The organism is Bacillus infantis (assembly GCF_008180445.1).
Lineage (GTDB): Bacteria > Bacillota > Bacilli > Bacillales > Cytobacillaceae > Bacillus_AB > Bacillus_AB infantis_B.
Map to the genome: position 1 here is coordinate 347,061 of NZ_VTER01000006.1, position 25,262 is coordinate 372,322.

Sequence of the window (25,262 nt, forward strand, 5' to 3'; positions counted from 1 at the left end):
AGGCCCGGGAGTGTGCTTGGGCTGTCAAAGATTCTGAGCCGGTTGCAGGGCTTTATAAGAGTAAATAGCTTTAAGTTGGGGTATCATCGTAAAAGATGAACCATTTTGGAGAAAGCTCCGGGATGATTCCTTCCATGAATTGGCTTATAATAGATTTATTCTTAAGAAGCAAGGGAGGAATTCTGTATGAAAAAAGCATTAATCAATATTGATTACACTTATGATTTTGTAATCGGAGCCCTGCCGTGCGGCAAGCCTGCCCAGGAAATCGAAGAATACATAACAAACCTTACTGAGACCTTCATAAAGGAAGGGCATTATACCGTTTTTGCCATTGATCTGCACAAAGAAAATGATCCTTTTCATCCTGAAACAGAGCTATATCCGCCCCATAACATAGAAGGGACTAAAGGGCGGGATTTATATGGCAGCCTGAAAAATGTGTTTATGCAGCACCAGAGTAAGGAAAATGTCTACTGGATGGACAAAACGCGCTATAGCGCCTTTGCAGGAACCGATCTCGAGCTTAAGCTGCGGGAGCGGGGGATAGAAGAACTCCACCTGGCAGGTGTCTGTACCGATATCTGTGTTCTTCATACAGCTGTGGATGCTTATAATAAAGGCTTTAAAATCATCGTGCATGAGAAGGCGGTCGCAAGCTTTAACCAGGCAGGCCACAGCTGGGCCCTGGAACATTTTAAAGGCAGCCTGAATGCTTCGGTAATACAGTAATCTTTGGAGGTAGGACATGACTGGAAAGTATATGGACGACAGTATGACTCTTCATACTGACTTATATCAAATCAATATGGCTGAAACTTACTGGGAGGATGGTGTACATAACCGTAAAGCGGTTTTTGAACTGTTTTTCCGTAAACTTCCGTTTGGGAACGGCTATGGTATTTTTGCCGGCCTTGAAAGGGTGATAAGCTATCTGGAAGATTTCCGTTTTACAGAAAGTGATATTGCTTATTTAAGGGATGAGCTTCACTATAGGGAAGATTTCCTGGAGTATCTGGCTGGATTGCGATTCACCGGGTCTGTCCGTTCCATGGCAGAAGGTGAACTTGTTTTCGGAAACGAGCCGATCATGAGGGTAGAGGCCCCGCTTGCCCAGGCGCAATTGGTTGAAACGGCGCTTTTGAATATTATTAATTACCAGACTCTCATTGCAACCAAGGCTTCCCGCATCAAGCAGGTGGTCGGCGAGGAAACGGCAATGGAATTCGGAACGAGAAGAGCACAGGAAATGGATGCTGCGATCTGGGGAACAAGAGCAGCCTATATAGGAGGCTTCAATGCTACCTCCAATGTGCGGGCAGGCAAGCTGTTCGGCATCCCTGTTTCCGGTACACATGCACATGCGCTTGTACAGGCTTACCGGGATGAATATACAGCATTCCACAAATATGCACGCCGGCATAAAGACTGTGTATTCCTGGTAGATACTTATGACACCCTGAAATCCGGTGTTCCAAACGCCATTAAGGTTGCGAAGGAACTTGGCGATAAGATCAACTTTATAGGGATAAGGCTGGACAGCGGCGACCTTGCCTATCTTTCAAAAGAAGCCAGAAGGATGCTGGATGAAGCCGGGTTCCCTAATGCAAAGATAGTGGCATCCAATGACCTCGATGAATACACCATCATGAACCTGAAAGCCCAGGGAGCAAAAATAGACACATGGGGCATTGGGACAAAGCTTATCACAGCTTATGAGCAGCCTGCACTCGGTGCCGTTTATAAGCTTGTATCCATTGAGGACGAAGAAGGCAACATGAAAGACACCATCAAAATCAGCGGCAATCCTGAAAAGGTCACAACCCCTGGCCTGAAAAAGGTTTACAGAATCATCAATACGGCTAATCAAAAATCAGAGGGCGACTATATTGCCATGGAGCATGAACGGCCTGAAGAAGAAGAAAGGCTGAAAATGTTCCATCCGGTCCATACCTTTATCAGCAAATTCATCACCAGCTTTAAGGCACAGGAGCTGCATCATGATATTTTCCGTGATGGCAAGCTTGTATATGAAACCCCTGAGCTTAACAAAATACAGGCTTTTGCAAAGAGCAATCTGCATGTGCTCTGGGATGAATATAAGCGCTCCCTCAATCCTGAGGAATATCCGGTCGATCTGAGCACATTATGCTGGGAAAATAAAATGCGCAATATTGAGCAAGTCAGAGAAAAGGTGAAACGGAATCAATAAAGGAGGAGAAACAAAATGAATCTGCAAAAAAGAATTATGGAAGAGTTGAATATTAAGCCAGAAATTAATCCTTCTGAAGAAATCAGAAATAGAGTCCAATTCTTGAAGGATTACCTGGTGGCCTCCAAGGCAAAAGGATATGTGCTCGGAATCAGCGGGGGCCAGGATTCAACCCTTGCCGGCAGGCTGGCCCAGATGGCAGTGGAGGAATTGAGGAGTGAAGGGCATGAGGCACGCTTCATAGCCGTCCGCCTTCCGTATGGAGTGCAGCAGGATGAGGATGACGCGCAGCTTGCTCTTTCATTTATCAAGGCTGACTCAGAATACTCTTTCAATGTAAAAAATGCTGTAGATGCCGTTAAAGAAGAATTTGACACAATCACAAAAGGCGAGCCTTTGTCTGATTATCATAAGGGTAATGTAAAAGCCAGGATGCGCATGATTGCCCAGTATGCTATTGGCGGCCAGGAAGGACTACTTGTCATCGGCACAGACCATGCAGCAGAGGCAGTTACCGGCTTCTTTACGAAATATGGCGACGGCGGAGCAGATATACTTCCTCTCACAGGCCTCACGAAACGCCAGGGGAAGGCGCTCCTGAAGGAAATGGGTGCAGAAGAACGCCTCTACCTCAAGACTCCTACTGCCGACCTTCTTGATAATAAGCCGGGACAGGCGGATGAGACTGAGCTGGGGATCAGCTATGATGAGCTCGATGATTACCTGGAAGGAAAAGAGGTTTCATCTGAATCAGCAGAAAAGATTGAACAAAGATACCTGATCACCGAACATAAAAGACAGCTGCCTGCTTCCATGTTTGACAGCTGGTGGAAAAAATAAAAAACGGACCAATGGCAGAAATGCCGGACGGAGCCAGTAAATACTAATAAAAAGCCGTCCAATCAGTGGACGGCTTTTCTTACTTTGGAAGCCTGGATTTAAGTTCTTCGGCGAATGCCTGCGGATCATCAGCATCCAGAACAATCCGGTCAGCCTGCTGGACAATTCCGAAAGGCATCAGTACTTTCCCAGGCTCCTTAAGCCTGATTTCGATCTGCGGCTTTTCCTGCATAAAGTCAATAGCCCTTGCATCATAGAGAGTTTGCAGTTCTGTTTTTGTAAACTTTTCGGGACCTTCGTAAAAAGATATGCTCTCAATATTGCCGAGTTTCACTTCCATGCTTTTAGAAAGACCTGTTTGCAGCAAAAGGACTTCTTGTGTCAATAGATAAGGGGTCAGCCGCATGGCATGCAGCTCTGCGATGAAATACAATACTGCATACACATTCAATATAAGAAGAATATAAGAAATAGCCGCATTCCATTGATGCAGAAAGAAGTGCAGTCCAACCGATTCCAAAACTGTTGCATGAATCAGCATGATATAAACGGCCGATGAGCTTTTCTTTTTATGATAGGTAAATACAGTGCCAGTGTCTGTGACAGGCTTTCTTTTCCAAGAAAATAAGGAATAGTGGAAAAGGGCGATTTCAGACATTAAAAGCCTGAGAGCCGCTGAATCAGAAAAATGTTTTTCTGCGGTTTTTTCAAGATTATATTTCAGGAAAGAATCTTGGCGGTTCCGCTCTTTAAGTTCTTTAAAAAACCGCCAAAATTTTTCTTTGTTTCCCAGCAGTGCTGCTGAGAGGACAAAGACTTCTCCCAGAACAAGCATAAAACGCAGCATATTGGCTGATTGCAGATGCCCGTCAGGGATGATGAGTTGCGAGAGCCCATAAGCGGCAAGAAGGACGGGGCTTAAGTACAGAATAGAGTGTTTTTTCCTTAGAAGGAGAAAATAAACCATAGCTGGCAGGACAATATACAAATCCACCAACGTGCCCCAATAAACTCCCTTAGGGACAGGAGCTAAATAAGATGTCCGATAAAGCAGGCAGTTTGCTGCGATAACCATGCCTGCAAGTACTGCAAAAATACTTTTATCATACCTTTTAATGGACAACAACATAGTTCTCACCTCATTTCCATTATATAGGAAACAAGGGAGTGCAAGAAGGTCTTTGATTGCAGCTTTGTGAAAAGTTTATGAATATTTGACTTCTTTTCCAAGTTTCATCAGAGAGGGTAAATCCCGCAAAAATGGCCAATATTTACCGCTGGCTCCGAGACTATCTATCTGGTTAAATAGCAGTATGAAAACATTACTGAAATATTCTATCATTTTATTGCTTTCCGTCACCTTTGTCTTTGGAACACGCTTAACAGCGGACGCTTCAACCGTACATACTGTACAAAAAGGGGATACGATGTGGAAAATAGCCCAGCAGTACCAGGCGGGCATCACAGAAATCATCAATCTGAATTCACATATCACAAACCCTCATTTTATTTATCCTGGCCAGAGGATCACCATTCCTTCCGCAGCAGCCGAACAATCAGCCGAAGAACAGGTAGTCCAGCTGGTAAACAAAGAAAGGGCGAAATACGGCCTGAAGCCTTTAAAGTCCAATTGGGAGCTTTCAAGGACGGCAAGGTACAAATCACAGGATATGATCAGCAGAAACTATTTTGACCACAACTCTCCAACCTATGGTACGCCGTTTGATATGATGAAGAGCTTTGGAATCTCCTACAGGACAGCAGGAGAAAATATCGCTGCCGGCCAATCCACACCTCAGGCAGCAGTCACCGCCTGGATGAACAGTGAAGGCCACCGCAAAAACATCCTCAGCAGCAGCTTCACCGAAATCGGCGTCGGATACGCCAAAGGAGGCAGCTACGGCCATTACTGGACACAGATGTTTATTGGGCGATAGGAAGGCATTGGCGGCTGTTAACGTGAACGAATAAAGGGCCAAGCTCTCATTCAGTGACAATATCGAGTAATATACATTCCAGCGGCCATCAGTTAAGCTAAGGCTATATAAAACAGCAGATTGTTTCTCATAAAAAAAGGGTTCCAGCCTAGTGCGCTGAAGCCCTCTGTTTCGTAAAATGCTCACCAGAGGGGCTTAGTCGGCTGAACTAGAACCCTCTGTTTCGTAAAATGCTCACCAGAGGGGCTTAGTCGGCTGAACTGGAACCCTCTGTTTCCTGAAATGCTCACCAGAGGGTCTTAGTCGGCTGAACTGGAACCCTCTGTTTCGTGAAATGCTCACCAGAGGGTCTTAGTCGGATAATATGAAGCACTCTAATCCGAGAAATGCTAGGCAGAGTGTCTCAAATGGATGATATGAAGCACTCTGATCCGAGAAATGCTAAGCAGAGTGTCTCTGGTAGAATACATCAGGCACTCTGATCTGAGATCTTAATTTCTCCACTAATCGGAACCGCCTTTGTTTTATCAAATAGGTTTCAAGATATCCTTCCTTCCAAGCAGAAAAAAACAAAAATTTCAACATATTCCCTTTCCCAATCTCAACCACCCGGCAAACATAAAGGCGGAGGTCCCTTTCAATCCACAACAATATACCCGATCATCGGCCCGTTGCTGTCTCTATCAGGATGGGTAAGGCAGACCAGGCGGTAAATGCCTTCTTTATCAATCTTGACCGGAACTGATGTTTCACCGCCTTTTTTCACAATCCCTTTTATATCAGTTCCTTCAATGATGAATGGATGCTCCATGCCGTTGATGCCGGAAATCTTTAAAACGACCTCTTCGCCTTCCTTGATGAAAATCGTTCCAGGATCCCAGCGGTATGCTTCAAGTTCCTTGCCATCAGGCAGCGTCGCCTTGAATTCGCCAGTGACCATGTGTATTTCCCTTGGTGCCGTCGCTGCTTTATCCTGGCTGAACACACTTAAGCTGTCCTTCCCCAGAAAAAACCAGCCTGCTGCCGACACGACAGCTGCCAGCAGAACCAGTGCGAAAATAACGGTACTTCTTTTTAAAACTAAAAATGGCATATAAGATCCCCCTTTGAATTGATCTATATTAAAGATATGCCAGGGGGACGGGGGAACTTGTCTTATTGCACAAAATATTTTTAATTTTTGTTCCAGCTGGGTAAAAGGCATAAAACAGGAAAGTTTCACCACACTATTCAGGACAACAATTTTGGCGAGGTGTAGTATGTACCGATTATTTACACATAACGATCTTGATGGGATAGGCTGCGGCATTTTAGCAAAGCTTGCATATGGTGACAAGGCAGAAGTCCGCTATAATTCGGTCTCCGGATTGGATATACAGATCAGCCGGCATTTGGACCGGCTGAAAAACAAAGAAAAGAAACAGGATATACTGCTGATTACAGATTTATCTGTTAATGAAGAAAATGAACAGCGGTTAAGCCAGCTGCAAAAGGAAGGCGGGACCGTAAAGCTGATCGATCATCACAAGTCGGCTCTGCATCTGAATGCCAGCAGCTGGGCGAGCGTTACCGTGGAATATGATGACGGAAGGCTGGCTTCAGCCACCTCCCTTTTCTTTGATTACCTGATAAATGAAAATCATATTACCCCAACAGAAGCGCTTCAAGAATTTGTAGAGCTCGTCAGGCAATATGATACATGGGAATGGGACCAGAACGGGAACATGAAGGCAAAACAGCTGAATGATCTCTTCTTCCTTCTTTCCATAGAAGAATTTGAAGAGAAAATGCTCGACCGGCTTAAAGACAGCGCATCATTCGAGTTTGATGAATTTGAGAAAAAACTTCTCGAAATGGAAGAAGGCAAGATTGAGCGTTATATGAGAAGAAAAAAGCGGGAAATCGTCCAGGCTTTTATAGGGGATCATTGTGCGGGAATTGTCCACGCGGAATCTTACCATTCCGAGCTTGGCAATGAGCTTGGAAAGGAATTCCCTCACCTGGACTATATTGCCCTGCTCAGCATAGGCGGTAAAAGGATAAGCTACAGGACCATCCATGATCATATCGATGTTTCAGAAATAGCGGGAAGGTTCGGAGGCGGCGGGCATGCCAAAGCATCAGGCAGCAGCATGACTGAAGAGGCATTTTCCCTTTTTGTGAAGGACGTTTTTTCAGATGAACCCATTAAGGGTGACGCCTATAAAAATGAACATAATCATAAAGAATCCGGTTCAGGCTCTCTTTTTGAGAACAAAAAGGGAGATCATTTCCTCATCTTCAAGGACAACGGCTCATGGAGAATTGATGTGAATGGCCGCACGGCAGGGGAAGAATATGACAGCTTTACGGCTGCGGAACATGACCTTAAAAGGAACCATTCCGCCTGGCTGGCCAGGGACGAAATTTTCATCGATTATTTAAAAGATTTTTTCCTTGAAGCAAAATTGAATTCCAGCAAGGAAAACCGCCATTAATAATATGGCGGTTTTTTCCTGTAAAAAACAGGCATGACAGAATATAATGGTAGTATCAGTCATAAGGAGGGGGAAAATGGCAGGTTTCATTGTATTTATCATCGTTTTCGTATTCATCTTAGGTATGGCGGTTTCTATCATCAGCGGCAATAAAGGAAAAAGGCGTCCGAGGCTGTATGCGGATGAATTGCCTGAAGGGCTTGGCATCGAAAATGATGCAGCCAAATCGCTTGCACAGCATTTAGAAAAGGCGCTGTCTGACGGATTTCAGTCCAATATAAAAAACAGAATGCTTAAAGAGCATCCTTCCTGGTCGGAAAAGCATTTTGACTGGGTATTCTTTGAGCTTAAAAGATTCTTTGTGCTAAGCAGCATCTTAAAATCGGTGCCGATGTTCAGCGGGAAAGTGGACGCAGTCTGGCATGAGATGCTTATGTTCACTAGAGATTATGAGAATTTCTCGAAAAAGTTCTACAACAGCTTTTTGCACCACACACCTAATATGGAGACAGTTCCCATCCCAGGGGAAAGAGCCTTTTTCGACTGGGTCTACCTTCAGGTATTTTCTCCGGCAAGAAACAGCCGCTTGATTTGGGGAGAATTTTTAAGAACACCGATAGAGCAGGGCATTTTGCATGATTTCAGAACCAAATCTGAAGGAGAGCTTATGGCAAAGTATTTCAGGGAAGGAGAAGCAGCAAGAGATGTTCAGCTTTATCTGATCCGGCAGCTCAAAATTGACATCCGGGAAGCAGAAATGACTTTCAGCAAAAATGAAAAAAAGCCATTCACGCGGATTTCTTCTTCCCATGATATGAGCATGCTTCTTCCGGCAGCCGTATTTTTCTCGATGTATGAGCATGATGATTATTCATCACATATTGAAGAGGTGCTTCCTGTGGAAATGATGAAGAGCGGGTATGCGGGTGCGACCTCTTGTTCCGGTTTTGCCTGCAGCACTGATCATGATTCAGATTCCGGCAGCTGTTCAGGGGGTTCGAACTGTTCAAGCGGATCCAGCTGCTCAAGCTGCGGAGGAGGTGGCGGCTGCGGGGGAAGCTAGAACTCTGCTGCGCTGGAAAAAAGTGTTCAAACTGAATATGCAGCTTTTTAAAAAAGCAGACTGTTTGAAGCCGTCATAATAGATGGCTTTTAAATTTGGCCAGCTGCCTGCCCAGTCTCAACATTCACCAAATTTGTTATTTTTCATTTTTGTAACAATTCATAAACAAGCCCATTTGCCGCAAAATATTTTGGTACAATCAAAATTAGGGAATTTAGCACTATCAAAATCAGCAAATGGAGATTGACAGATGAAGAAATTTTTATCCGCTTTAATGATTTTCATGCTTACTGTACACGCCGGACAAAACGCTGATGCAAAAGAAGAAAAGGAACCTGCCATAGTGAGTGAGGCTGCGGTTTTAATTGATTCGCAATCAAATGCTATTTTATACAGCAAAAATGGATCTGACCGGATGTATCCAGCCAGCCTGACAAAGATTGCCACTGCTATTTATGCAATAAAAAAAGGAAATCTGGATGACATGGTGACTGTCAGCAGGAGTGCTGTTGAAACAGAAGGGACCAAGGTTTATTTAGAAGAAGGCGAGAAGACAACACTCAGGCACCTGATCGAGGGGATGCTGATAAACTCAGGGAATGATGCTGCTGCGGCAATTGCCGAGCATCTTGACGGAAGTATGGAAGAGTTTGAGAAAAATTTGAACACATTCCTGGAAAAAGAAGTGCATGTCCATAATACTCATTTCACAAACCCGCATGGCTTGTTTGATGAAAGACATTATACAACAGCTGAGGACATGGCTCTTATTACCAGCTATGCCTTGAAAAACAATGCCTTCAGAACGATCTACGGGACAAAAGAGCTCGCATGGGATGGAGAAAGCTGGGATACAACGATATTTACCCACCATCGGATGCTTAAAGGGGAAGTGCCATATACCGGGATAACCGGCGGAAAGACAGGGTTTGTGAACGAAAGCAAGCAGACGCTGGCCACATCGGCAGAAAACGGAAAAATACAGCTGACTGCAATCGTCATGAAAGCAGATTTCAAGAGGGATATCTATAATGATACAAAAACCTTATTTGACTACGGCTTCAGCCGTTTCAAGTCTTCGGTGATCAGCAAAGAAACTTCCTTTCAAAAAGGGGACCAGCGTTATTTTAGCGGAAAAGACCGCTTTGTCACATTACCGCTGAATCATTTTGAAAAAATTGTCACCGAAGAAGGCCTTTTGAAAATTGTTGATGGAAGCGGAAAACTGATTCAAATCTTCCCCCTCGAGCCGGAGGCCGTAAAAGCAGCAGGTCCTTCTGAAGCGGTCCAGGCACAGAAAATTGAGGAGACACCGGTTAAGTCAGGGGTCTTTTACATGGTATTTGTGCTGGTACTGGCTTCTCTTTACATTATGTCACGGAAAATATACCGCAGAATCAAACAAAGGCATTGAATCAGCTGATTCAATGCCTTTTTATAAAAGAAAAGACTAAAGAGTAACCTTTAGTCTTCTGCGCCATTTATTGAAGCCTTGATTCAACCTGCTGGCAAACTTCATCTGCCGATAACCCGTTTGCCTCGATGACTGAAGATTGAGTGAAAGTATCCTGCATTCCCATTACATTGGAGTCCAGTCCTGTCACTACACAGCAGGAGCAATTCTGGGCATCCTCCTGTGTTTTCATGTCAACTACATCATAGCCTTTCGCACGGAGTGCCTCCTGGATATTGGTAAGAGATTGTTCTACCGCAATACGTTTCGCCATAACTAACACCTCCTCTGAATGTTATGATGCCTGAAAGAGCGTGGTCTTATTCCCAGGAATGAGATGGGGCTTGGGAGTTAAAAGTAATTAATGGAGGTGTTTAAGATGGCCAAGCATAAAAAAGATCCTTCCAAAACCGGCTTAAGCTCGCCTGATGTCGAGGGACAGGGCACGACCAATAGTGAAACAGGCAGGATCAAAGCTGATTCAGCAAGAAAAAAGACAAAAAAACAAGATGTCTGACACCTGAAAACCTTAGCCTGATACTAGAACGGAACTGGATCAGGAATAAGAAAAACCAGGAAAGCAGTGCTTTCCTGGTTCATTTTTATTTATACATTTCAGCTACCTGTTTTTGCAGGTCTGCGTTTTCCAAGTATTCATCATAAGTCATTTGCTTATCAACAGTGCCATTCGGAGTGATTTCAATGATCCGGTTTGCAATGGTCTGGATGAACTGATGGTCATGAGAAGCGAAGATCATGGAACCTTTGTAGCTTGTCAGTCCGTTATTCAATGCAGTGATGGATTCAAGATCCAAATGGTTTGTCGGCTCATCAAGAAGAAGCACATTTGCACCGCTCAGCATCATCTTTGAAAGCATGCAGCGGACTTTTTCTCCACCGGAAAGCACGCTGGCTTTTTTCAGCACTTCTTCGCCTGAGAACAGCATTCTGCCAAGGAATCCGCGCAGGAAGCTTTCACTCTCATCCTGAGGGGAGAATTGGCGCAGCCAGTCAACAAGGTTGAGTTCGCTGTTTTCAAAATACTGCGAGTTGTCTTTAGGGAAATACGCCTGCGAAGTCGTGATGCCCCATTTGAATGAACCGCTGTCCGGTTCCATTTCTCCGGTAAGGATTTTGAATAATGCCGTTTTTGCAATTTCATCTGTACCGACAAGGGCGATCTTGTCGTCTTTATTCATGATGAAGCTGACATTGTCGAGCACCTTCACACCGTCGATCGTCTTGCTGATGCTGTCCACCCTTAAAAGATCATTTCCGATTTCGCGCTCAGGCGTGAATCCAACATAAGGATAACGGCGGGAAGAAGGCTTGATATCATCAAGGGAGATCTTATCGAGCAGCTTTTTCCGGGAAGTTGCCTGCTTGGATTTTGACGCATTTGCACTGAAACGGGCAATAAAGCTTTGCAGCTCTTTGATTTTTTCTTCTTTTTTCTTATTTGCATCAGAAGCCATCCTGGAAGCCAGCTGGCTTGATTCATACCAGAAATCATAGTTCCCGACATAAACCTGGATTTTTCCGAAATCAAGATCGGCAATATGCGTACAAACTTTATTGAGGAAGTGCCTGTCATGGGAAACAACAATGACGGTGTTTTCGAAGTTGATCAGGAACTCCTCAAGCCAGCGGATTGCTTTGATATCCAAGTGGTTTGTAGGCTCATCGAGCAGAAGGACATCAGGCTTGCCAAAAAGTGCCTGTGCAAGCAGGACTTTTACCTTATCTGATCCTGTAAGATCTTCCATCTTTTTATTATGGAGCTCTTCGCCAATGCCAAGGCCTTTAAGCAGGATGGCCGCTTCAGATTCAGCTTCCCAGCCGTTCAATTCAGCAAATTCACCTTCCAGCTCAGCTGCCTTCATTCCATCTTCATCAGAGAAATCAGCTTTCATATAGATGGCGTCTTTTTCCTGCATAACCTGGTATAGGCGGGCATGGCCCATGATGACCGTCGTAAGTACCTCATGCTCCTCATACTCATAATGGTTCTGCTTTAATACTGCAAGGCGTTCTCCTGGGCCAAGTGATACATTACCCGTCTGGGACTCGATTTCTCCAGAGAGGATTTTCAGGAAAGTCGACTTCCCGGCACCATTGGCGCCGATAAGGCCATAGCAGTTCCCGGGATTGAATTTAATATTAACATCTTCGAACAGCTTCCTGTCGCCATAACGAAGACCTACGTTGCTCACAGTTATCATATAGGTTTGATTCCTCCAAAAAAACAATATCGTAAGAATTATAACACTTTCAGCGTCCAAGAGCGAATCTTTCCGACAGGTCCTGATGAAAAGAAAAAGGCAGAAAAAGAAGAAAGGCAAGAGAAAAAGTTTCAGCTGAGAAGAAATGGGAAATAGATAGAGTAAATCAGCTGACTCAGAATGCTTGCCAATTTTTATAAATAAAATTATCAAAAATTATTCACATTTAATTTGCCGAATGTCATAGTTTTTTCATATTTTTCATGTAAAATGAAAACATACAGGCAAAACAAAGGAGTTTTTTGACATGGCTAAAAAGCAGCTCGTCGATTTAGTTAACCGTTTGAAAAAATCCGGCATAAAGATAAGCTTCACTAAGCCAAAATCTGACTACCTGCTGCACATTAACCAGGCCGGAAAGATATCTTCCTCAACGAACTGAGACCAGAGAGGTACAGGAGACAGGCATATATACAGCTGTCTCCTGTTGTGCAGCCTGAAGAACATAAGAAACATACGAATGAATATATTACAAAAGGCTGATCTGCCTCTCCGGCAGTCAGCCTTTTTCGTGCTTCAAGTAAAAATCCCGGCCGTGGGAACCTGGATTTTACAGCTCCTTCAAAATCTTCTTATATACTTCTTTTCTATCAAAACTTTCACCCATTGGGAACTTTTTAATATATTTATTATCTTTATCCAGGAGATAAACATAGGTGCTGTGCACATAGAAGCCATCCCCGGGATCACGGTACTGAAACTGGAAAGCATTGGCGAGCTCCTGTATTTCCTGCTGGTCTTCTTTCATGCTGTCTTGGTCTCCAGTCAGGAACACCCAGTTCCCGTCTTTTTTGATATCAAAAGTGTCCATATACTTACTCAGCACTTCAGGTGTGTCGCGATAAGGATCGATGGTTACTGTCATGAATTTTACTTTATTGCCAAAAACATGATCTTTCTCCAGATCGCTTCTGAGCATATTCATTTTTTGCGTTGTTGTGGGACAGATATCAGGACAATGGGTATAAATAAATTCAACTAATGTTAAGGTCTGTCCACGCTCGCCGAAATCGTAGGTTTCACCATTTTCATCAATTAATGATAGATCTTCAGGAATTTCTGCTGAATGATCCCTGATGACAAAAAAAGCAATCCCGGCAGAAATCCCGGCAGCAATAAGGATAGAGCTGATCCAATAAAGTTTCTTCATTTCGTTCCCTCCCACTTAAGAATAGGGAAGAGAAGGAAAAAATGACATGGATATTATGTGAAATTTTAAAAGCAGGAGCAAAAATATCTTCTTCCGGACCTTTTCGTATGGAACGCACTTTCTGGATGATTCGATAATTTAAAAAGGGGGGTTCTAAAAGAAAAAAAGGAGCCCGCAGGCCCCTCTTTTGATGATCGAATCAGTTCATTCCAATCCAGACGCTCTTTACTTCTGTGTAATTATTCAAGGCGTAGGACCCCATTTCCCGGCCCATGCCAGACTGCTTATAGCCGCCAAATGGGGAGGCTGCGTCAAAGGCATTATAGCAGTTGACCCAAACAGTTCCTGCCCTGAGCTGGCTGGCGATATAATGGGCTTTGGAGACGTCCTTCGTCCAGACGCCCGCCGCCAGGCCGTATTCGCTGTTATTTGCCCTGGCAATCAGCTCATCAAGATCTTCATACGGCATCGCCGAGATGACAGGACCAAAGATTTCTTCTTTGGCGATCGTCATTTCGTCCCGGACATCGGCAAAAATGGTAGGGGAGACAAAATAGCCTTCCTCGTACGGCTTATTTCCGCCAACAAGCAGTTCTGCCCCTTCGCTGACGCCTTTTTCAATATATCCAAGGACCCTGTTCTGCTGTTCCGTCGAAACGAGAGGGCCGATCTGCGTATCAGCATGAAGCCCCGCACCCTGCTTGATCTTCTTGGCATGATCAACCATATCTGACACTACATTATCAAACTGCTTTTTCTGGATGAATACACGCGATCCTGCACAGCATACCTGGCCCTGGTTGAACATGACTCCGTTCAATGCGCCTGGGATGGCCTTTGTCATGTCGGCATCAGGAAGGATGATATTCGGGGACTTCCCGCCAAGTTCCAGCGTGACACGCTTCAGTGTCTTGGAAGCCCTTTGCATGATCATTTTTCCGACCTCTGTAGAACCGGTGAACGCAATTTTATCGACCTGAGGATGATCCACAAGCGGCTGGCCTGCTGTTTCACCAAAACCAGGGACGATATTCACGACTCCTTCAGGGAAGCCAGCTTCCTGGATTAATTCCGCCAGATACAGGGCGGAGAGAGGTGTCTGCTCTGCCGGCTTGAGGACAACCGTACATCCTGTGGCGAGTGCCGCCCCAAGCTTCCACATTGCCATGAGGAGAGGGAAGTTCCAAGGGATGATCTGTCCGACCACTCCAACAGCCTCGTGGCGTGTATAGTTAAAGAATGGGCCGTTTACCGGGATTGTCTGTCCGACGATTTTTGTCGTCCAGCCCGCATAATAGCGCATATGCTCAACGGCAAGCGGGATATCAGCTGCAGAGGTTTCCCTGATTGGCTTTCCGTTGTCCAGGGTTTCAAGCTGTGCCAGCTCTTCTTTGTGTTCTTCCATCAAGTCTGCGAGTTTATACATTAATCTGCTTCTTTTAGCGCTGCCCATCTTGGACCATTTTCCTTCGTCAAATGCCTTCCTTGCAGCGAGCACGGCTTTATCAATATCTTCAGGACCTGCTTCATACAGGGTCGCCAGAACTTCACCGGTAGCAGGGTTATAGCTTTCAAATGTTTTCTGAGAGGCGCTTTCCACGAATTCTCCATTAATGAAAAGCTTTTTCTTTCCGGCCAGGAACTTTTCTACTTTTTCCTTCAAATTAATTGTTAATTGGGTCATTGCAATTCCTCCCTAAAATTAATTTATGTAGCCAAAAGCCTATTTTGATAGCGCTTCCATAAACTATGTTAGCATTTACAGATTCTATTATTCAAATAAAAAGAGAACAAATTTTCAGATAGTTTTCGACAATATTTTATAGAGTCGCCTTTTCGGGAGATTCAATCCTTTGAGAAACGTAAAAAAACCATAAAAATGAAAGGCTTTAATGGCATGAAAGGAGATTCCCCCTTTAAAATAGCAAAAAATATGGATGCTTAAAGGCAGGCAGACAAGTCAACCTTAATGTGAAGTTGTGATTTTGAAAAAAGGATGATTCATTCACGTAAAAAAGGAAAGAAGCGGAGTGCTTCTTTCCTTTTTTACATAATTGTCGAGGTTTCTTATAACAGCATCCCTGCAATTGCTGCGCTCAGCAATGAAGCCAGCGCACCTGCTGCGACTGCTTTGAATCCTAGTTTAGCGATATCGCCTCTCCGGTCGGGAGCCAGGTTTCCAAGACCGCCAAGAAGGATGGCCATCGATGAAATATTGGCAAATCCGCAAAGAGCGAAGCTGATGATGGCTGAAGTTTTTTCAGATAGATTCCCGATTTCAGGGGCAAAGGAAGAATAGGCCACAAATTCATTCAGAACAAGCTTTTGACCGATATATCCTCCAGCCTGTACTGCTTCTGACCACGGCACACCGACCGCAAATGCAATTGGCGAGAAAACATAGCCGAGAATCATTTCAAGAGACAGATTATCAATACCAAACCTTCCGCCGACAAAGCCGATCAGTCCGTTGATCATGGCAACAAGCGCTATGAAAGCCAATAGCATGGCACCGATATTCAACGCAAGCTGAAGACCGACACTGGCGCCTTTTGCGGCTGCATCCACTACATTGACAGACTCTGTATCTTTCTCAATCGTAATCTCTTTATCTGTCTGTGATTGTTCTGTTTCCGGAATCATGATCTTTGCCATTACCAAGCCTGCAGGAGCAGCCATGAAGCTGGCAGCAAGGAGATATTCCAGCGGCACGCCCAGCAGGGAATAACCGATAAGGACTGAACCTGCAACTGAAGCAAGTCCGCCCGTCATGACAGCGAATAATTCCGACCGGGTCATCTTACTGATGAATGGACGGACAATGAGAGGAGCTTCTGTCTGGCCCACAAAAATATTTGCAGCTGCAGAAATGGATTCTGCCTTGCTTGTCCCCAGCAGTTTTGAAAGGCCTCCGCCGATAATCTTGATAACCCACTGCATGACACCAATGTAATAAAGAACAGAAATTAAAGACGAGAAGAAAATGACAGTCGGCAGAACCTGAAAGGCAAATACCATCCCGATATTCGTTCCATCAGCAAACAGGCCGCCAAACAGGAAGTTAATTCCTTCGTTCGCATATCCTACGATATTGTTCACCTTTTCGGTGAGCAGCTCAAGTGCTTTTTTTCCTGCACTCCATTTAAGTACAGCAAAAGCAAAAATCAGCTGAATGGCAAGGCCACCAGCAATTGTCCTAAGATTGATCGCTTTTCTGTTTGAAGAGAAGAGAAGTGCGATTCCAAGAACGACTGCTATCCCAAATAGTCCCCAAAGTAAATTCATCATTTCCACCCCTTAAAAACTAATAGTAATCTCTAGCTTATAAAAATCTTCATAAACGTCTTCCAAATGTTGTATGAGAACAGACGTCAGACATCCAACTAATTAACCTGTTTCATTTTAACATGAATCCGTTTACAGTCCAGTATTTTGTTTAATAAAATTGTTTAGAAAATTAATACATGGATTCTGTTTTCCATATATGCCATTGCGGAAAATTAAATATGGTTAGTCTGATCAGGTTCAGGGAAACAGAAGAAAAAAACAAAGGGGGGATTGGATGGATCCTTATTTTTTCGGTATTTATGCTTTCATTTACACTCTGCTGCTTGTTTGGGGAATTTATCTTTTATTTAAAAAGGGAAGGCCCGCATACGGAGATGTGCTGCTAGTTGTGATTGCCGGCCTGATCTACGATAATAGCATCCTTGCAGCAGGACAGATAGCCGGGGAATCTGAAATGCTTCTGTCCCTCAATAGAATGCGATTTATTTTACATGCCGCCGCAACACCTCTCCTAGTTCTCTTTGCCTGGTATGCTGCAAAAGAATCGGGTGCAAGGGTGCTTGATCAAAAGAGAAGCCTGGGGTTTGCCTGGATATTGACCATTGCTTTAATGTCCATAGAATTCTTGGCCATCAGGGATCTTCAGCTTGAGGCAGTAACTGAATACGGGGTGCTGAAATATGCACCATTGCATGCTCACGGTCCTCCTGTAATGGTGATCGGCGTATCGGTCTTTCTCTTGATATCCGGAGTTATTGTCTGGAAAAAAACAGGCTGGTTCTGGATGTTTGCGGGAATTGCTATTATGACTGCAGGAAGTGCTGTACCATTTGATCCAGGCAGTGCCGCTGTTACGAATCTGTTTGAGCTTATCTTAATTGCCAGCCTGCTTTTGACAAAAAGATATTTGGATAGGAGTGGCGGATGAAAATGCGGGGCAGAAATTGCTCCGCATTTTTTTCCGCAAAATATACTGGTCCAGCTTTTGGCTAATATCCGCATTTGCCCCCTGACGTTTGTCCATTAGCTGACAGGCCCTCCTGCATATGATGTTAGCGGACAACATATCGGAGGTGATTGAAATGTCAAGAAGCTATTACAATCAGTGCAGAGGCGGCATGGGCCGAATGGTGCGGATCCGGACTGTGCATGGAAGAGAGCATGTGGGAGTTATAGAACGTGTTACACCTTCAAAGGTTTTTATCAGACCTGCGGGCGGCAGAAATTACGGCGGTTACGGCTATGGAGAGTTTGATGGATTTGCGTATCCTTACGGCTGGGGCTGGGGCTGGGGAGGCTTTGGCATCGGCATTGCGTTCGGAGCCATTGCCGCTTTAGCTTTTGTCCCATTTCTATGGTAAGAGCTCAATTAAGCACAAAGATACTATTAGCCCATTCAAAACAGCCATCCTTCTCATACAATACCCTAGGTCGTGCATAAAGGGGGTGCAATGAATGAGCGGTGGAGCTGGTTACGGCTACGGCGGAGGGTTTGCCCTTATCGTCGTGCTTTTCATCCTTTTGATTATCGTTGGTGCTGCTTATGTTGGGGGAGGCTTCTAATCCTTTCTGAATCAAGAGCAAAAAGGAATCTGTTTTCAGACAGATTCCTTTTTTCGTTTTACTCCGAAACAATTCTTGCTCGCAAGGACGGTCTCTCTGAATTAAAATCCTGAAAAAGAAAACAATATAATGACAGCCGCAAGGAGGGATTCATCATGCCAAAAGAAGCACAGGATGACATGTCACAATACAAAATGCCGGATGCGTTAAAGAAACAGCGCAATTCATCCTACCAAGTCGGCTATACCGCTACAACAGGCAATCAGACCGGCGGAGAACCTGAAGTGGGCAAAAGGGCAGACTATAAGAATTAACTTGAATCAAGCTGCGCTATGCAGCTTGATTCTGTCATTTTATCTTGCTCTTGCTACAATGCCATTGTGCACTTTTATAAAGCCGTGCTGAAGAATTTCCAGTCCGTTTTCATACAAATAAAGCCCCATCTGTTCGACTGTCATAAGCTCCCGGTACGTGTGGTTCATGACATCGGCCATTATTTCATAATAAAGCTTGGACCTGAGCTGAGCTCTTGGGGTCGTCATGATGATATAACCTGATGGTTTCACAAAACTTCTATGCCAATCGACCACCTCGGGCTTCATTTTGTCAGGGAAATGCTCCAGCAGGCCCACACTTAAGACAATATCAAATTCCTTCCCATAAGGCAGATTCCTGATATCCTCCACTACATAGTCGATCTGGAAATCATTTTTGTAAAAAGCTTTTCTGCCTCCTGTTTGTATATTCTGGCCAAGGAATGGATATGATTCCGGAAATTCTTCAAAGCGTGCATCCCTGCAAAACGGATCATAATCCACCAGTACTGCTTCTCCGCCCGGATACATGGCAGACAGCTGCATTGCTTCATATCCTTCTGCAGCACCTAAAAACAGGATACGGGGCTTTTCAAGGTCCAAGTTGGCAAATAGGCCTCTTTTTCCGCGCGGATCCCATATGCCATCCTGAATCCTGTGAACATAATTCCATAGTGACAGCCTTACCAGCTCGCCCAAAGCTGATTTCGCTGCACGGGGCTTCATCAGAGCTGCATTTTTCAAGAAATCCTTCTTAGACCTGTCCATTTCGGCTGGGACATCTTTAACAAACCACTGATGAAAAGAGCGGTTGAACATTTCCCATGATGTATGGACGGGAAGTTCCTTTTCATTCTCCCTTTCCCAATCATGCTTTTCTTTTGCAAATGATGTCACCTCATATGGCTTCCCGATGTCTTTCCACGAGAGCAAGGACCAATCCCTAACAGTGTTCATCTTAATGAATCTGCCGGCCTGCTTTTCCGTATACTCGCGCATATCTCTCCTGTAAGAGGGAAGGAGAGAGGTTTCTTCCTGAATCTCGTCTGCTGTTATTTCGGTTTCAAGCAATAATACCACCCCGTTTGAAAGCGTTATCGATTTATATTCAACACAGGAAATGTCAATCCCTTTAATAGGCAGAAATAAAACGACTTCCCTATGGCTCTGCTGCTGGATATTGTGATGGGGCCATTTAGCCGGATGATCTATGTGTGCCTAATAGTGTGTTAACAGGTTTGTAAAATTTTGTTTCACAAATATGATTTTATAATTAGCAGCAATGACAAAAACCGTCTAAAGATAAAAAGAGCAGGAAATCCTGCTCTTAAAGTGCCGGCAGCATCTTTTTTCTTTCTAATGTTAGAGCCGCAAACAGGAAGGAAAGCGCTGCTGCAAAACGGACAGCTGAAGTTATGCTCATAGCCGATAACATACCGAAATGATCAAGCAGGAACACTCCGAATTGCGGGGCGATAAAACCGACAAGGGATAACAAAAAGTTATAGTTGGCAATATAGCTGGTCCTGTTTTTTTCCGGCGAAGCATTAAGAAGCTGATTGAACAATAGCAGATTGGTTCCCGAAACAAAAAGGCCGATCCAGAGATTGATTAACGTCAAGTAAACGAGATTGGCTGAAGCGACTGTAAGGAGAGGGGCCGTTGCCATGCCAGCTGCGGCGATGAACAGGATAAAGCTGTTGCCTTTCCTGTCTGCCGCTTTTGCCCACCACTTGATGCTGGCAATCTGGGCCAGCTGGTTGGTCACAGAAAACAGGGAAAGCCACAGGGCAGTTGCTCCCGCTTCCTTTATTTGATATATGCTGAAAATCGACCATGCCATCTGGGCACCAAAATTGAATAAAAGGCCGCAGATAACAAATGTAAGGAAGGGCTTGTGACTGAAAAACGCCAGTGATAGTTTCTTTGGCCTGATAGCTTCTTCCGGCTTTTCTTTTATCACCGGGCTTTCTTTATGCTTAAACAAGTAATAAACCTCCAGCAGAGCGAACAGGAAACCAGCCGCAAACAGAATTTGATAAGGTAAAGGGGAGCTCTGGTCAAACTGCTGAAGGAAAAACCCTGTACCGAACGTTATTATCATTGCAGCAATAGTGTTATAGCGGTTCCGGCTGCTGAAGAATTCACCGCGTCTTTTTTCAGGAACCAGATCTCCGATCATGGACTGCCAGGAAAGTCCGGAAACAGCTCCCGGAAAATTAAGCAAGCCAATAAGGCCGATGAGAATCCATGGCGCATATTCCTTTGGCAGGAACGGGACAAATAAGATCAGCATAAAAAGGAATCTTGTCGCAAGTGTTGAGGCAACGGCAACCCTTTTTTTGCTTGGGGAACGATTGATCCAGATTGCTCCAGGAATGATGGCCAGAAGGCCAATGATAGAAGGAAGGGAGCTTATCAGGCCCATCTGCTGATTTGTAGCTCCAAGCACACTGATGGCCAGGAGGGGGATATAGCCGTTGACCGCATTGGTAGATATAGTAGAAGCCAGGCCATTATAGATGCTCAGCTTTTCATTTTGTGTATATTTCAATCATTAATCTCCTTTTTACTTTTTCTTTGCCGCAATGGATTGTATGCTTTCGCTTCTCAAAAAACAATACATTTGGCATAAAAAGGGTAAAAGGTGGGACCTTCTCGATCGAGAACATAGACCTATCGAAGGACTTACGACGCATGACTAAATTATTATATTAACCGGAAAAATTTAACTGTAAAGGTAAAATCTTTCCGTGTTTCCTCTATAGTTTATGTTTTTCCACCAGGGGTACTTATTCTAGGAAGGCTTATCCAGCCGAACTAAAATACACCTGTCGAGGAGGAATTTTATGTTTTATCATGTAAAAGAACTGCAATTCGAAGCAAGGCCGGAACGTCCGGATCCTTTGTTTGCCAAGAAGCTGCAAGAGCTGATCGGCGGGCAGTATGGAGAAATGACAGTTGCCATGCAATACATGTTTCAGGGTTGGGCCACACGCGGCAACGAAAAGTACCGGGACCTGCTTTTGGATATAGGGACAGAAGAAATCGGGCATGTTGAAATGCTTGCGACAATGGTTGCACGCCTGCTCGATAACGCGCCTGTCAAGGACCAGGAAGATGCAGCAAAAGATCCTGTCATTGGTGCAGTCCTCGGCGGGATGAATCCGCAGCACGCGATTGTAAGCGGACTTGGTGCCCGCCCGAGCGACAGTGTCGGCAACCCTTGGATGGGCAGCTATACCATTGCAAGCGGCAACCTTCTGGCTGACTTCAGGGCCAACCTGAATGCAGAATCCCAAGGACGCCTGCAGGCAGTACGCCTCTATGAAATGTCTGATGATGCGGGAGTTAAAGATTTGCTATCTACCCTCATTGCCCGCGATTCTTACCACCAAAACCAATGGATGGCAGCAATCGCTGAACTAGAGGAAAAGGAAGGCATCATTACACCAAGCACATTCCCTCGCGACCTTGAGAAAAAGGATATTGCTTATAAACTATATAATCTTTCTGAAGGCCAGGAAAGCGGCGCAGGACGGTGGGCAAGCGGACCTGCACTTGATGGCCAGGGAGAATATGAATATGTTGCTGATCCTAAACCGAATGCCGAAAAGCCATTCCTGAACCCGGCTCCTAAAAGCCTGCATAATACGCTGCCGGAAGACCTGAAAAATCAATAACCGAGGATCATGGGCCCGGAGCAGCCAGCTCCGGGCTTTTCTGCATGCAAAAAAGAGGGGAGCAGTGACTCACTTTTTCCGCCTGAGCTTGAAGGCTCAGCCGTAGAAACACCTATTATTTCGAGCCATACCGCCTGCATCTGGTTGTGAAAGCTGGATTGAAAAATAACAGCCGCCAGATGCGGCTGTTATTTATTCCTGCTCTGATGCTTTTCTGCCAGCTGCCTTTTGACTTCGTTGTAAGACAGTCCCGAAGCTGCATTTTTCTTCTTAACTTCTTCAATATCTGTTCCAGCAGCAGTATACCTTTTATTAGACTCCAAGCATATTCCCCTCCAGTTCTTTTTATTTTACAGGTTAAAAAGGCAGAACCTGCACATACTAGAAAAAAAGGAGGCGGTTCCTATTTTTTTCAACAAGAGAGCACAAGAAGAAAAGCCTGAAGATATCTTGATGGATACTGAAGTATACTCCTGCGCCGGTGAATCCTGCAATGGGTGGATGAGGAAGGATTTCGCATCCGATGACTTATTATGCCCCCTTTGCGGAACAGGCATGACTGCTGAAATAAGAGAGCTCCCAAAGATTTGATGCTGCACGCTCAATGGGAAGAAGCCTGAACCTTTGTCAGGCTTCTTTTTGTTGGCATGGCGCAGAGTTCTTAGCCAGCGTTCCTTATTAGGAACAAGGCTTATACACTTTTCTATTGTCCAGCTCCGGGCGCTAGCCCTTCGAGTCATAAGCCAATCAGGCCAGAAGGTCAAAGTACAACCTTCCGCCCTGCTCGTCTTATGTTTGTCAGGGCTGAGCGAGCGCCCTCCGCTTTTCTATTTGTCCAGCTCCGGCTCCTAGGTGCTCGAGTCATAAGCCACGCAAGGATTAAAGGCAAAGAACGCCTTCAATTCCAAAGCGTCTTATGCTGGGCCCGCAGGACGCGGGTCATGCAGGCGTTGCCACAGGACGTGGCGTCTTTAGCCTGCGTTCCTTAATTCTGAACGGTCGCCTCCGCTTTTCTATTTGTCCAGCTCCGGCTCCTAGGTGCTCGAGTCATAAGCCACTTTGGAACCGAAGGCAAAGAACGCCTTCAATTCCAAAGCGTCTTATGCTTGTCGCACCTGAACAGTCGCCTACGCTTTTCTATTCATAATGTTCTTCAAATGCTTTTTCTGCGGCGGCTTGTGAGGTGAACAGGGCGTCGTCGTCTTCGATTACGTGAAAGGTTTCGTTTAGGAATAGGGCATAAGCGTTAGGATCTTTAGGATGCTGAACGATTTCTGCTGCCCGGATATTTGAGACGGTAGGGGTATGGGGGTTGTTATATATGACAAATACCTCGTCCCCGGCTTTTACTTCTTTAGGATTGATCATATCCATATTGGCATTCTCCTTTATAAGTTCTCGTTTTGCTGTCCGATTTCGCCTGCAGCTATGATGCTATTGGCTGTTTCCAGTGATTCATGCTCATTGACAGAGTCTCCGGGCGTATTTCTTTCGTTTATTCCGCGTGCATCAGTGTCTATTGCCATTTCAGGCTCAGAAGGTGCAAAATTCTTAGGGTCTTCTGTTTTTTTCTCCTGCAAGTATATCGCCTCCTTTTTTTCAAACCTTCTATTTAAAAGTTTTTCCTGATGTATCTCCACTATGCATTACGACCAAATTAAAGCAGAGGCTTTAGGATGTGAGCAGCGGGGAATACGCATAACAGATAGAAAAAAAGAGGAGGCAGGGAATGTTTAAAAATAATGCAGAAAGAATAATCTCAGATATCCGGAAACACAGCATTAGGATTGATGATTTTAATGACTTGGATGCAGCAGCAGAAGCTGCCGGCAGTTCCCAGTTCGTCCTCCTGGGGGAAGCTTCCCATGGAACATCTGAATTTTATACCTGGAGGGCAGAGCTGACGAAGAAGCTTATCGGACAATACGGCTTCAAGGCTGTCTGTGTAGAAGGGGACTGGCCCTCCTGTTTCGAGATCAACAGCTATATTAAGTCGTATAATCAGCGCTTGCCTCAGGATGTATTGAAAGCAGCATTTAACCGATGGCCTGAGTGGATGTGGGCCAATCAGGAAATCCAGGATTTTATCGTATGGCTCAGGAATTATAATGAGCAGGCAAAAGAAGGTAGTATTGGCTTTTACGGGTTGGATGTCTACAGTTTGTGGGAATCAATGGAGGAAGTCATCCAGTATCTTGAAAAAGACAGCTCCAATGATGCAGAAGCTGCCAAAAAAGCTTTTTCCTGTTTTGAGCCTTATTACAGGAATCCTGAAGATTATGCGGTGTCGTCAGGGTTTTATGGAGAATCGTGCGAGGAAGAAGTCATGGCGCTGCAGCTTAATATCCGCAGAAATATGACAAAATACCCTCCTCAAAATGAAATGGCGCTTAATCTTTCAGTCAACAGCCTTGTGGCACTTCATGCGGAAAGTTATTACCGGTCAATGGTAAAAGGCGGATCTGAGGACTGGAACATTAGGGACAGGCATATGGTCAGCGCAATGGAGGAAATCATCAAATATTATGGTGAAGATACAAAGGTTGTTGTCTGGGAGCACAATACGCATATCGGTGATGCAAGAGCGACTGATATGGAAAGTCATGGGATGACAAATGTCGGCCAGATTCTCAGGGAGAGGTATGCCGGCAAAGTATTTGCGCTCGGTCTGGGAACATACGATGGGACCGTGATTGCCGGACGCAGCTGGGGGGAGAGAAGGGAAGTGATGCTTCTGCCTCCTGCAGCAGAAGGGAGCTGGGAGGATTTGCTTCACCGGGCAGGTGCACATAATAAACTGATTCTCTTCAACAGTGAAAATCGCAGCCTTTTTCAAGAAAAGATTGGACACAGAGCAGTGGGGGTTGTATATAATCCGGAATTTGAACTAAATGGAAATTATGTTCCTTCACAAATCTCTGACCGGTATGATGGGTTTCTTTTCATTGACCGCACTTCAGCTTTAAGGCCGCTTGACTAAAAAGGGTGAGCCTGAATCAG

28 protein-coding genes are annotated in these 25,262 nt (G+C 44.8%); 16 read left to right on the plus strand and 12 right to left on the minus strand.

The genetic code is table 11. From position 1 onward, the window contains the following. Positions 1 to 186 precede the first annotated feature (186 nt). Genes FZD51_RS13075 through nadE form a run of 3 tightly spaced genes read left to right on the plus strand, consistent with a single transcriptional unit; the run spans position 187 to position 3,052 of the window. Positions 187 to 732, plus strand: a complete 546-nt coding sequence (locus tag FZD51_RS13075) for a cysteine hydrolase family protein (RefSeq protein ID WP_148975177.1) — start codon at positions 187 to 189, stop codon at positions 730 to 732. A gap of 16 nt (positions 733 to 748) precedes the next feature. Next, the gene (locus FZD51_RS13080; protein WP_148975178.1) at positions 749 to 2,212 is read left to right on the plus strand and encodes a nicotinate phosphoribosyltransferase; all 1,464 of its coding nucleotides are present in this window, start codon (positions 749 to 751) and stop codon (positions 2,210 to 2,212) included. Positions 2,213 to 2,227: 15 nt separating this feature from the next. Beyond that, positions 2,228 to 3,052 carry an ammonia-dependent NAD(+) synthetase gene (gene nadE, locus FZD51_RS13085; protein WP_148975179.1) on the plus strand — a complete coding sequence of 275 codons (825 nt, stop codon included), beginning with the start codon at positions 2,228 to 2,230 and terminating at the stop codon, positions 3,050 to 3,052. Between the two features lie 79 nt (positions 3,053 to 3,131). Here the strand turns inward: nadE and FZD51_RS13090 are convergent, their stop codons facing one another. Next, complete coding sequence (locus FZD51_RS13090) at positions 3,132 to 4,181, minus strand: hypothetical protein (RefSeq protein ID WP_148975180.1); 1,050 nt, start codon at positions 4,179 to 4,181, stop codon at positions 3,132 to 3,134. Between the two features lie 184 nt (positions 4,182 to 4,365). Here FZD51_RS13090 and safA point away from each other — a divergent pair, with 184 nt between their 5' ends. Then, positions 4,366 to 4,989 carry a SafA/ExsA family spore coat assembly protein gene (gene safA / locus FZD51_RS13095; protein ID WP_148975181.1) on the plus strand — a complete coding sequence of 208 codons (624 nt, stop codon included), beginning with the start codon at positions 4,366 to 4,368 and terminating at the stop codon, positions 4,987 to 4,989. Positions 4,990 to 5,626: 637 nt separating this feature from the next. Here the strand turns inward: safA and FZD51_RS13100 are convergent. Next, positions 5,627 to 6,082, minus strand: coding sequence for a cupredoxin domain-containing protein (locus FZD51_RS13100; protein WP_148975182.1), 456 nt, complete (start codon positions 6,080 to 6,082; stop codon positions 5,627 to 5,629). A gap of 166 nt (positions 6,083 to 6,248) precedes the next feature. Here FZD51_RS13100 and FZD51_RS13105 point away from each other — a divergent pair, with 166 nt between their 5' ends. The 3 genes from FZD51_RS13105 (at position 6,249) to FZD51_RS13115 (ending at position 9,943) form a co-directional block, all read left to right on the plus strand. After that, positions 6,249 to 7,466 (plus strand): DHH family phosphoesterase, encoded by a 1,218-nt coding sequence (locus tag FZD51_RS13105; protein WP_148975183.1) that lies wholly within the window; start codon positions 6,249 to 6,251, stop codon positions 7,464 to 7,466. Between the two features lie 76 nt (positions 7,467 to 7,542). Next, complete coding sequence (locus FZD51_RS13110) at positions 7,543 to 8,529, plus strand: glycine-rich domain-containing protein (RefSeq protein WP_262380908.1); 987 nt, start codon at positions 7,543 to 7,545, stop codon at positions 8,527 to 8,529. A gap of 250 nt (positions 8,530 to 8,779) precedes the next feature. Continuing rightward, complete coding sequence (locus FZD51_RS13115; protein ID WP_148975184.1) at positions 8,780 to 9,943, plus strand: D-alanyl-D-alanine carboxypeptidase family protein; 1,164 nt, start codon at positions 8,780 to 8,782, stop codon at positions 9,941 to 9,943. Positions 9,944 to 10,010: 67 nt separating this feature from the next. Here FZD51_RS13115 and FZD51_RS13120 read toward each other — a convergent pair whose 3' ends face one another. Then, on the minus strand, positions 10,011 to 10,256 hold the full coding sequence (locus tag FZD51_RS13120) for a YkuS family protein (RefSeq protein WP_148975185.1): 246 nt from the start codon (positions 10,254 to 10,256) through the stop codon (positions 10,011 to 10,013). 105 nt (positions 10,257 to 10,361) lie between these two features. Here FZD51_RS13120 and FZD51_RS13125 point away from each other — a divergent pair, with 105 nt between their 5' ends. Further along, entirely contained in the window at positions 10,362 to 10,499 is a 138-nt protein-coding gene (locus FZD51_RS13125; RefSeq protein ID WP_148975186.1) for a YuzL family protein, read from the plus strand. An 85-nt stretch (positions 10,500 to 10,584) separates the two neighbouring features. Here the strand turns inward: FZD51_RS13125 and FZD51_RS13130 are convergent, their stop codons facing one another. Further along, positions 10,585 to 12,204 carry an ABC-F family ATP-binding cassette domain-containing protein gene (locus FZD51_RS13130; RefSeq protein ID WP_148975187.1) on the minus strand — a complete coding sequence of 540 codons (1,620 nt, stop codon included), beginning with the start codon at positions 12,202 to 12,204 and terminating at the stop codon, positions 10,585 to 10,587. Between the two features lie 307 nt (positions 12,205 to 12,511). Between FZD51_RS13130 and FZD51_RS26615 the strand changes: the two genes are divergently transcribed. After that, positions 12,512 to 12,646: a hypothetical protein gene (locus FZD51_RS26615; RefSeq protein WP_009793811.1), complete on the plus strand. Its 135-nt coding sequence runs from the start codon at positions 12,512 to 12,514 to the stop codon at positions 12,644 to 12,646. Between the two features lie 168 nt (positions 12,647 to 12,814). Here the strand turns inward: FZD51_RS26615 and FZD51_RS13135 are convergent, their stop codons facing one another. The 3 genes from FZD51_RS13135 to FZD51_RS13145 form a co-directional block, all read right to left on the minus strand. Beyond that, positions 12,815 to 13,414: an SCO family protein gene (locus FZD51_RS13135; RefSeq protein WP_148975188.1), complete on the minus strand. Its 600-nt coding sequence runs from the start codon at positions 13,412 to 13,414 to the stop codon at positions 12,815 to 12,817. Between the two features lie 199 nt (positions 13,415 to 13,613). After that, a complete protein-coding gene (locus FZD51_RS13140; RefSeq protein ID WP_148975189.1) occupies positions 13,614 to 15,098 on the minus strand; it encodes an aldehyde dehydrogenase family protein in 1,485 nt (494 codons plus the stop codon). A gap of 383 nt (positions 15,099 to 15,481) precedes the next feature. After that, a complete protein-coding gene (locus FZD51_RS13145; RefSeq protein ID WP_148975364.1) occupies positions 15,482 to 16,699 on the minus strand; it encodes a NupC/NupG family nucleoside CNT transporter in 1,218 nt (405 codons plus the stop codon). 277 nt (positions 16,700 to 16,976) lie between these two features. Between FZD51_RS13145 and FZD51_RS13150 the strand changes: the two genes are divergently transcribed. The 4 genes from FZD51_RS13150 to FZD51_RS26200 all read left to right on the plus strand — a co-directional run bounded on the left by FZD51_RS13150 (position 16,977) and on the right by FZD51_RS26200 (position 18,579). Next, a complete protein-coding gene (locus tag FZD51_RS13150) occupies positions 16,977 to 17,630 on the plus strand; it encodes a phospholipid phosphatase (protein ID WP_148975190.1) in 654 nt (217 codons plus the stop codon). A gap of 154 nt (positions 17,631 to 17,784) precedes the next feature. Continuing rightward, positions 17,785 to 18,063: a hypothetical protein gene (locus FZD51_RS13155; RefSeq protein ID WP_148975191.1), complete on the plus strand. Its 279-nt coding sequence runs from the start codon at positions 17,785 to 17,787 to the stop codon at positions 18,061 to 18,063. 94 nt (positions 18,064 to 18,157) lie between these two features. Further along, entirely contained in the window at positions 18,158 to 18,265 is a 108-nt protein-coding gene (locus tag FZD51_RS13160; RefSeq protein WP_009793819.1) for a YjcZ family sporulation protein, read from the plus strand. 155 nt (positions 18,266 to 18,420) lie between these two features. After that, positions 18,421 to 18,579, plus strand: a complete 159-nt coding sequence (locus tag FZD51_RS26200; protein WP_009793820.1) for a hypothetical protein — start codon at positions 18,421 to 18,423, stop codon at positions 18,577 to 18,579. Positions 18,580 to 18,618: 39 nt separating this feature from the next. Here the strand turns inward: FZD51_RS26200 and FZD51_RS13165 are convergent, their stop codons facing one another. After that, positions 18,619 to 19,650, minus strand: a complete 1,032-nt coding sequence (locus FZD51_RS13165; protein WP_148975192.1) for a class I SAM-dependent methyltransferase — start codon at positions 19,648 to 19,650, stop codon at positions 18,619 to 18,621. A gap of 256 nt (positions 19,651 to 19,906) precedes the next feature. Next, positions 19,907 to 21,133: an MFS transporter gene (locus FZD51_RS13170; protein ID WP_148975193.1), complete on the minus strand. Its 1,227-nt coding sequence runs from the start codon at positions 21,131 to 21,133 to the stop codon at positions 19,907 to 19,909. Positions 21,134 to 21,428: 295 nt separating this feature from the next. Here FZD51_RS13170 and FZD51_RS13175 point away from each other — a divergent pair, with 295 nt between their 5' ends. Beyond that, positions 21,429 to 22,262, plus strand: a complete 834-nt coding sequence (locus tag FZD51_RS13175; protein ID WP_148975194.1) for a manganese catalase — start codon at positions 21,429 to 21,431, stop codon at positions 22,260 to 22,262. A gap of 188 nt (positions 22,263 to 22,450) precedes the next feature. On the opposite strand, the gene FZD51_RS26620 is transcribed toward FZD51_RS13175, so the two are convergent. Then, the gene (locus FZD51_RS26620; RefSeq protein ID WP_262380909.1) at positions 22,451 to 22,585 is read right to left on the minus strand and encodes a hypothetical protein; all 135 of its coding nucleotides are present in this window, start codon (positions 22,583 to 22,585) and stop codon (positions 22,451 to 22,453) included. A gap of 82 nt (positions 22,586 to 22,667) precedes the next feature. Here FZD51_RS26620 and FZD51_RS13180 point away from each other — a divergent pair, with 82 nt between their 5' ends. Then, entirely contained in the window at positions 22,668 to 22,853 is a 186-nt protein-coding gene (locus FZD51_RS13180; RefSeq protein ID WP_083783107.1) for a cold-inducible protein YdjO-related protein, read from the plus strand. 546 nt (positions 22,854 to 23,399) lie between these two features. On the opposite strand, the gene FZD51_RS13185 is transcribed toward FZD51_RS13180, so the two are convergent. After that, positions 23,400 to 23,636 carry a transcriptional regulator SplA domain-containing protein gene (locus FZD51_RS13185; RefSeq protein ID WP_009793826.1) on the minus strand — a complete coding sequence of 79 codons (237 nt, stop codon included), beginning with the start codon at positions 23,634 to 23,636 and terminating at the stop codon, positions 23,400 to 23,402. 14 nt (positions 23,637 to 23,650) lie between these two features. After that, entirely contained in the window at positions 23,651 to 23,842 is a 192-nt protein-coding gene (locus FZD51_RS13190; protein ID WP_262380910.1) for a hypothetical protein, read from the minus strand. 149 nt (positions 23,843 to 23,991) lie between these two features. Between FZD51_RS13190 and FZD51_RS13195 the strand changes: the two genes are divergently transcribed. Next, positions 23,992 to 25,242 (plus strand): erythromycin esterase family protein, encoded by a 1,251-nt coding sequence (locus FZD51_RS13195; RefSeq protein ID WP_148975195.1) that lies wholly within the window; start codon positions 23,992 to 23,994, stop codon positions 25,240 to 25,242. The last annotated feature ends 20 nt before the right edge of the window (positions 25,243 to 25,262 follow it).

Excerpts from the sequence above, each read along its gene's own strand:
- FZD51_RS13125 (WP_148975186.1), top strand. The coding sequence starts at position 10,362 with ATGGCCAAGCATAAAAAAGATCCTTCCAAAACCGGCTTAAGCTCGCCT.
- FZD51_RS13080 (WP_148975178.1), top strand. The coding sequence starts at position 749 with ATGACTGGAAAGTATATGGACGACAGTATGACTCTTCATACTGACTTA.
- FZD51_RS26615 (WP_009793811.1), top strand. The coding sequence starts at position 12,512 with ATGGCTAAAAAGCAGCTCGTCGATTTAGTTAACCGTTTGAAAAAATCC.
- FZD51_RS13145 (WP_148975364.1), bottom strand. The coding sequence starts at position 16,699 with ATGAATTTACTTTGGGGACTATTTGGGATAGCAGTCGTTCTTGGAATC.
- safA (WP_148975181.1), top strand. The coding sequence starts at position 4,366 with ATGAAAACATTACTGAAATATTCTATCATTTTATTGCTTTCCGTCACC.
- FZD51_RS13185 (WP_009793826.1), bottom strand. The coding sequence starts at position 23,636 with ATGGATATGATCAATCCTAAAGAAGTAAAAGCCGGGGACGAGGTATTT.
- FZD51_RS13140 (WP_148975189.1), bottom strand. The coding sequence starts at position 15,098 with ATGACCCAATTAACAATTAATTTGAAGGAAAAAGTAGAAAAGTTCCTG.
- nadE (WP_148975179.1), top strand. The coding sequence starts at position 2,228 with ATGAATCTGCAAAAAAGAATTATGGAAGAGTTGAATATTAAGCCAGAA.
- FZD51_RS13115 (WP_148975184.1), top strand. The coding sequence starts at position 8,780 with ATGAAGAAATTTTTATCCGCTTTAATGATTTTCATGCTTACTGTACAC.
- FZD51_RS13130 (WP_148975187.1), bottom strand. The coding sequence starts at position 12,204 with ATGATAACTGTGAGCAACGTAGGTCTTCGTTATGGCGACAGGAAGCTG.
- FZD51_RS13135 (WP_148975188.1), bottom strand. The coding sequence starts at position 13,414 with ATGAAGAAACTTTATTGGATCAGCTCTATCCTTATTGCTGCCGGGATT.
- FZD51_RS13090 (WP_148975180.1), bottom strand. The coding sequence starts at position 4,181 with ATGTTGTTGTCCATTAAAAGGTATGATAAAAGTATTTTTGCAGTACTT.
- FZD51_RS13150 (WP_148975190.1), top strand. The coding sequence starts at position 16,977 with ATGGATCCTTATTTTTTCGGTATTTATGCTTTCATTTACACTCTGCTG.
- FZD51_RS13160 (WP_009793819.1), top strand. The coding sequence starts at position 18,158 with ATGAGCGGTGGAGCTGGTTACGGCTACGGCGGAGGGTTTGCCCTTATC.
- FZD51_RS13100 (WP_148975182.1), bottom strand. The coding sequence starts at position 6,082 with ATGCCATTTTTAGTTTTAAAAAGAAGTACCGTTATTTTCGCACTGGTT.
- FZD51_RS13110 (WP_262380908.1), top strand. The coding sequence starts at position 7,543 with ATGGCAGGTTTCATTGTATTTATCATCGTTTTCGTATTCATCTTAGGT.
- FZD51_RS13175 (WP_148975194.1), top strand. The coding sequence starts at position 21,429 with ATGTTTTATCATGTAAAAGAACTGCAATTCGAAGCAAGGCCGGAACGT.
- FZD51_RS13120 (WP_148975185.1), bottom strand. The coding sequence starts at position 10,256 with ATGGCGAAACGTATTGCGGTAGAACAATCTCTTACCAATATCCAGGAG.
- FZD51_RS13075 (WP_148975177.1), top strand. The coding sequence starts at position 187 with ATGAAAAAAGCATTAATCAATATTGATTACACTTATGATTTTGTAATC.
- FZD51_RS13195 (WP_148975195.1), top strand. The coding sequence starts at position 23,992 with ATGTTTAAAAATAATGCAGAAAGAATAATCTCAGATATCCGGAAACAC.
- FZD51_RS26200 (WP_009793820.1), top strand. The coding sequence starts at position 18,421 with ATGCCAAAAGAAGCACAGGATGACATGTCACAATACAAAATGCCGGAT.
- FZD51_RS13105 (WP_148975183.1), top strand. The coding sequence starts at position 6,249 with ATGTACCGATTATTTACACATAACGATCTTGATGGGATAGGCTGCGGC.
- FZD51_RS13155 (WP_148975191.1), top strand. The coding sequence starts at position 17,785 with ATGTCAAGAAGCTATTACAATCAGTGCAGAGGCGGCATGGGCCGAATG.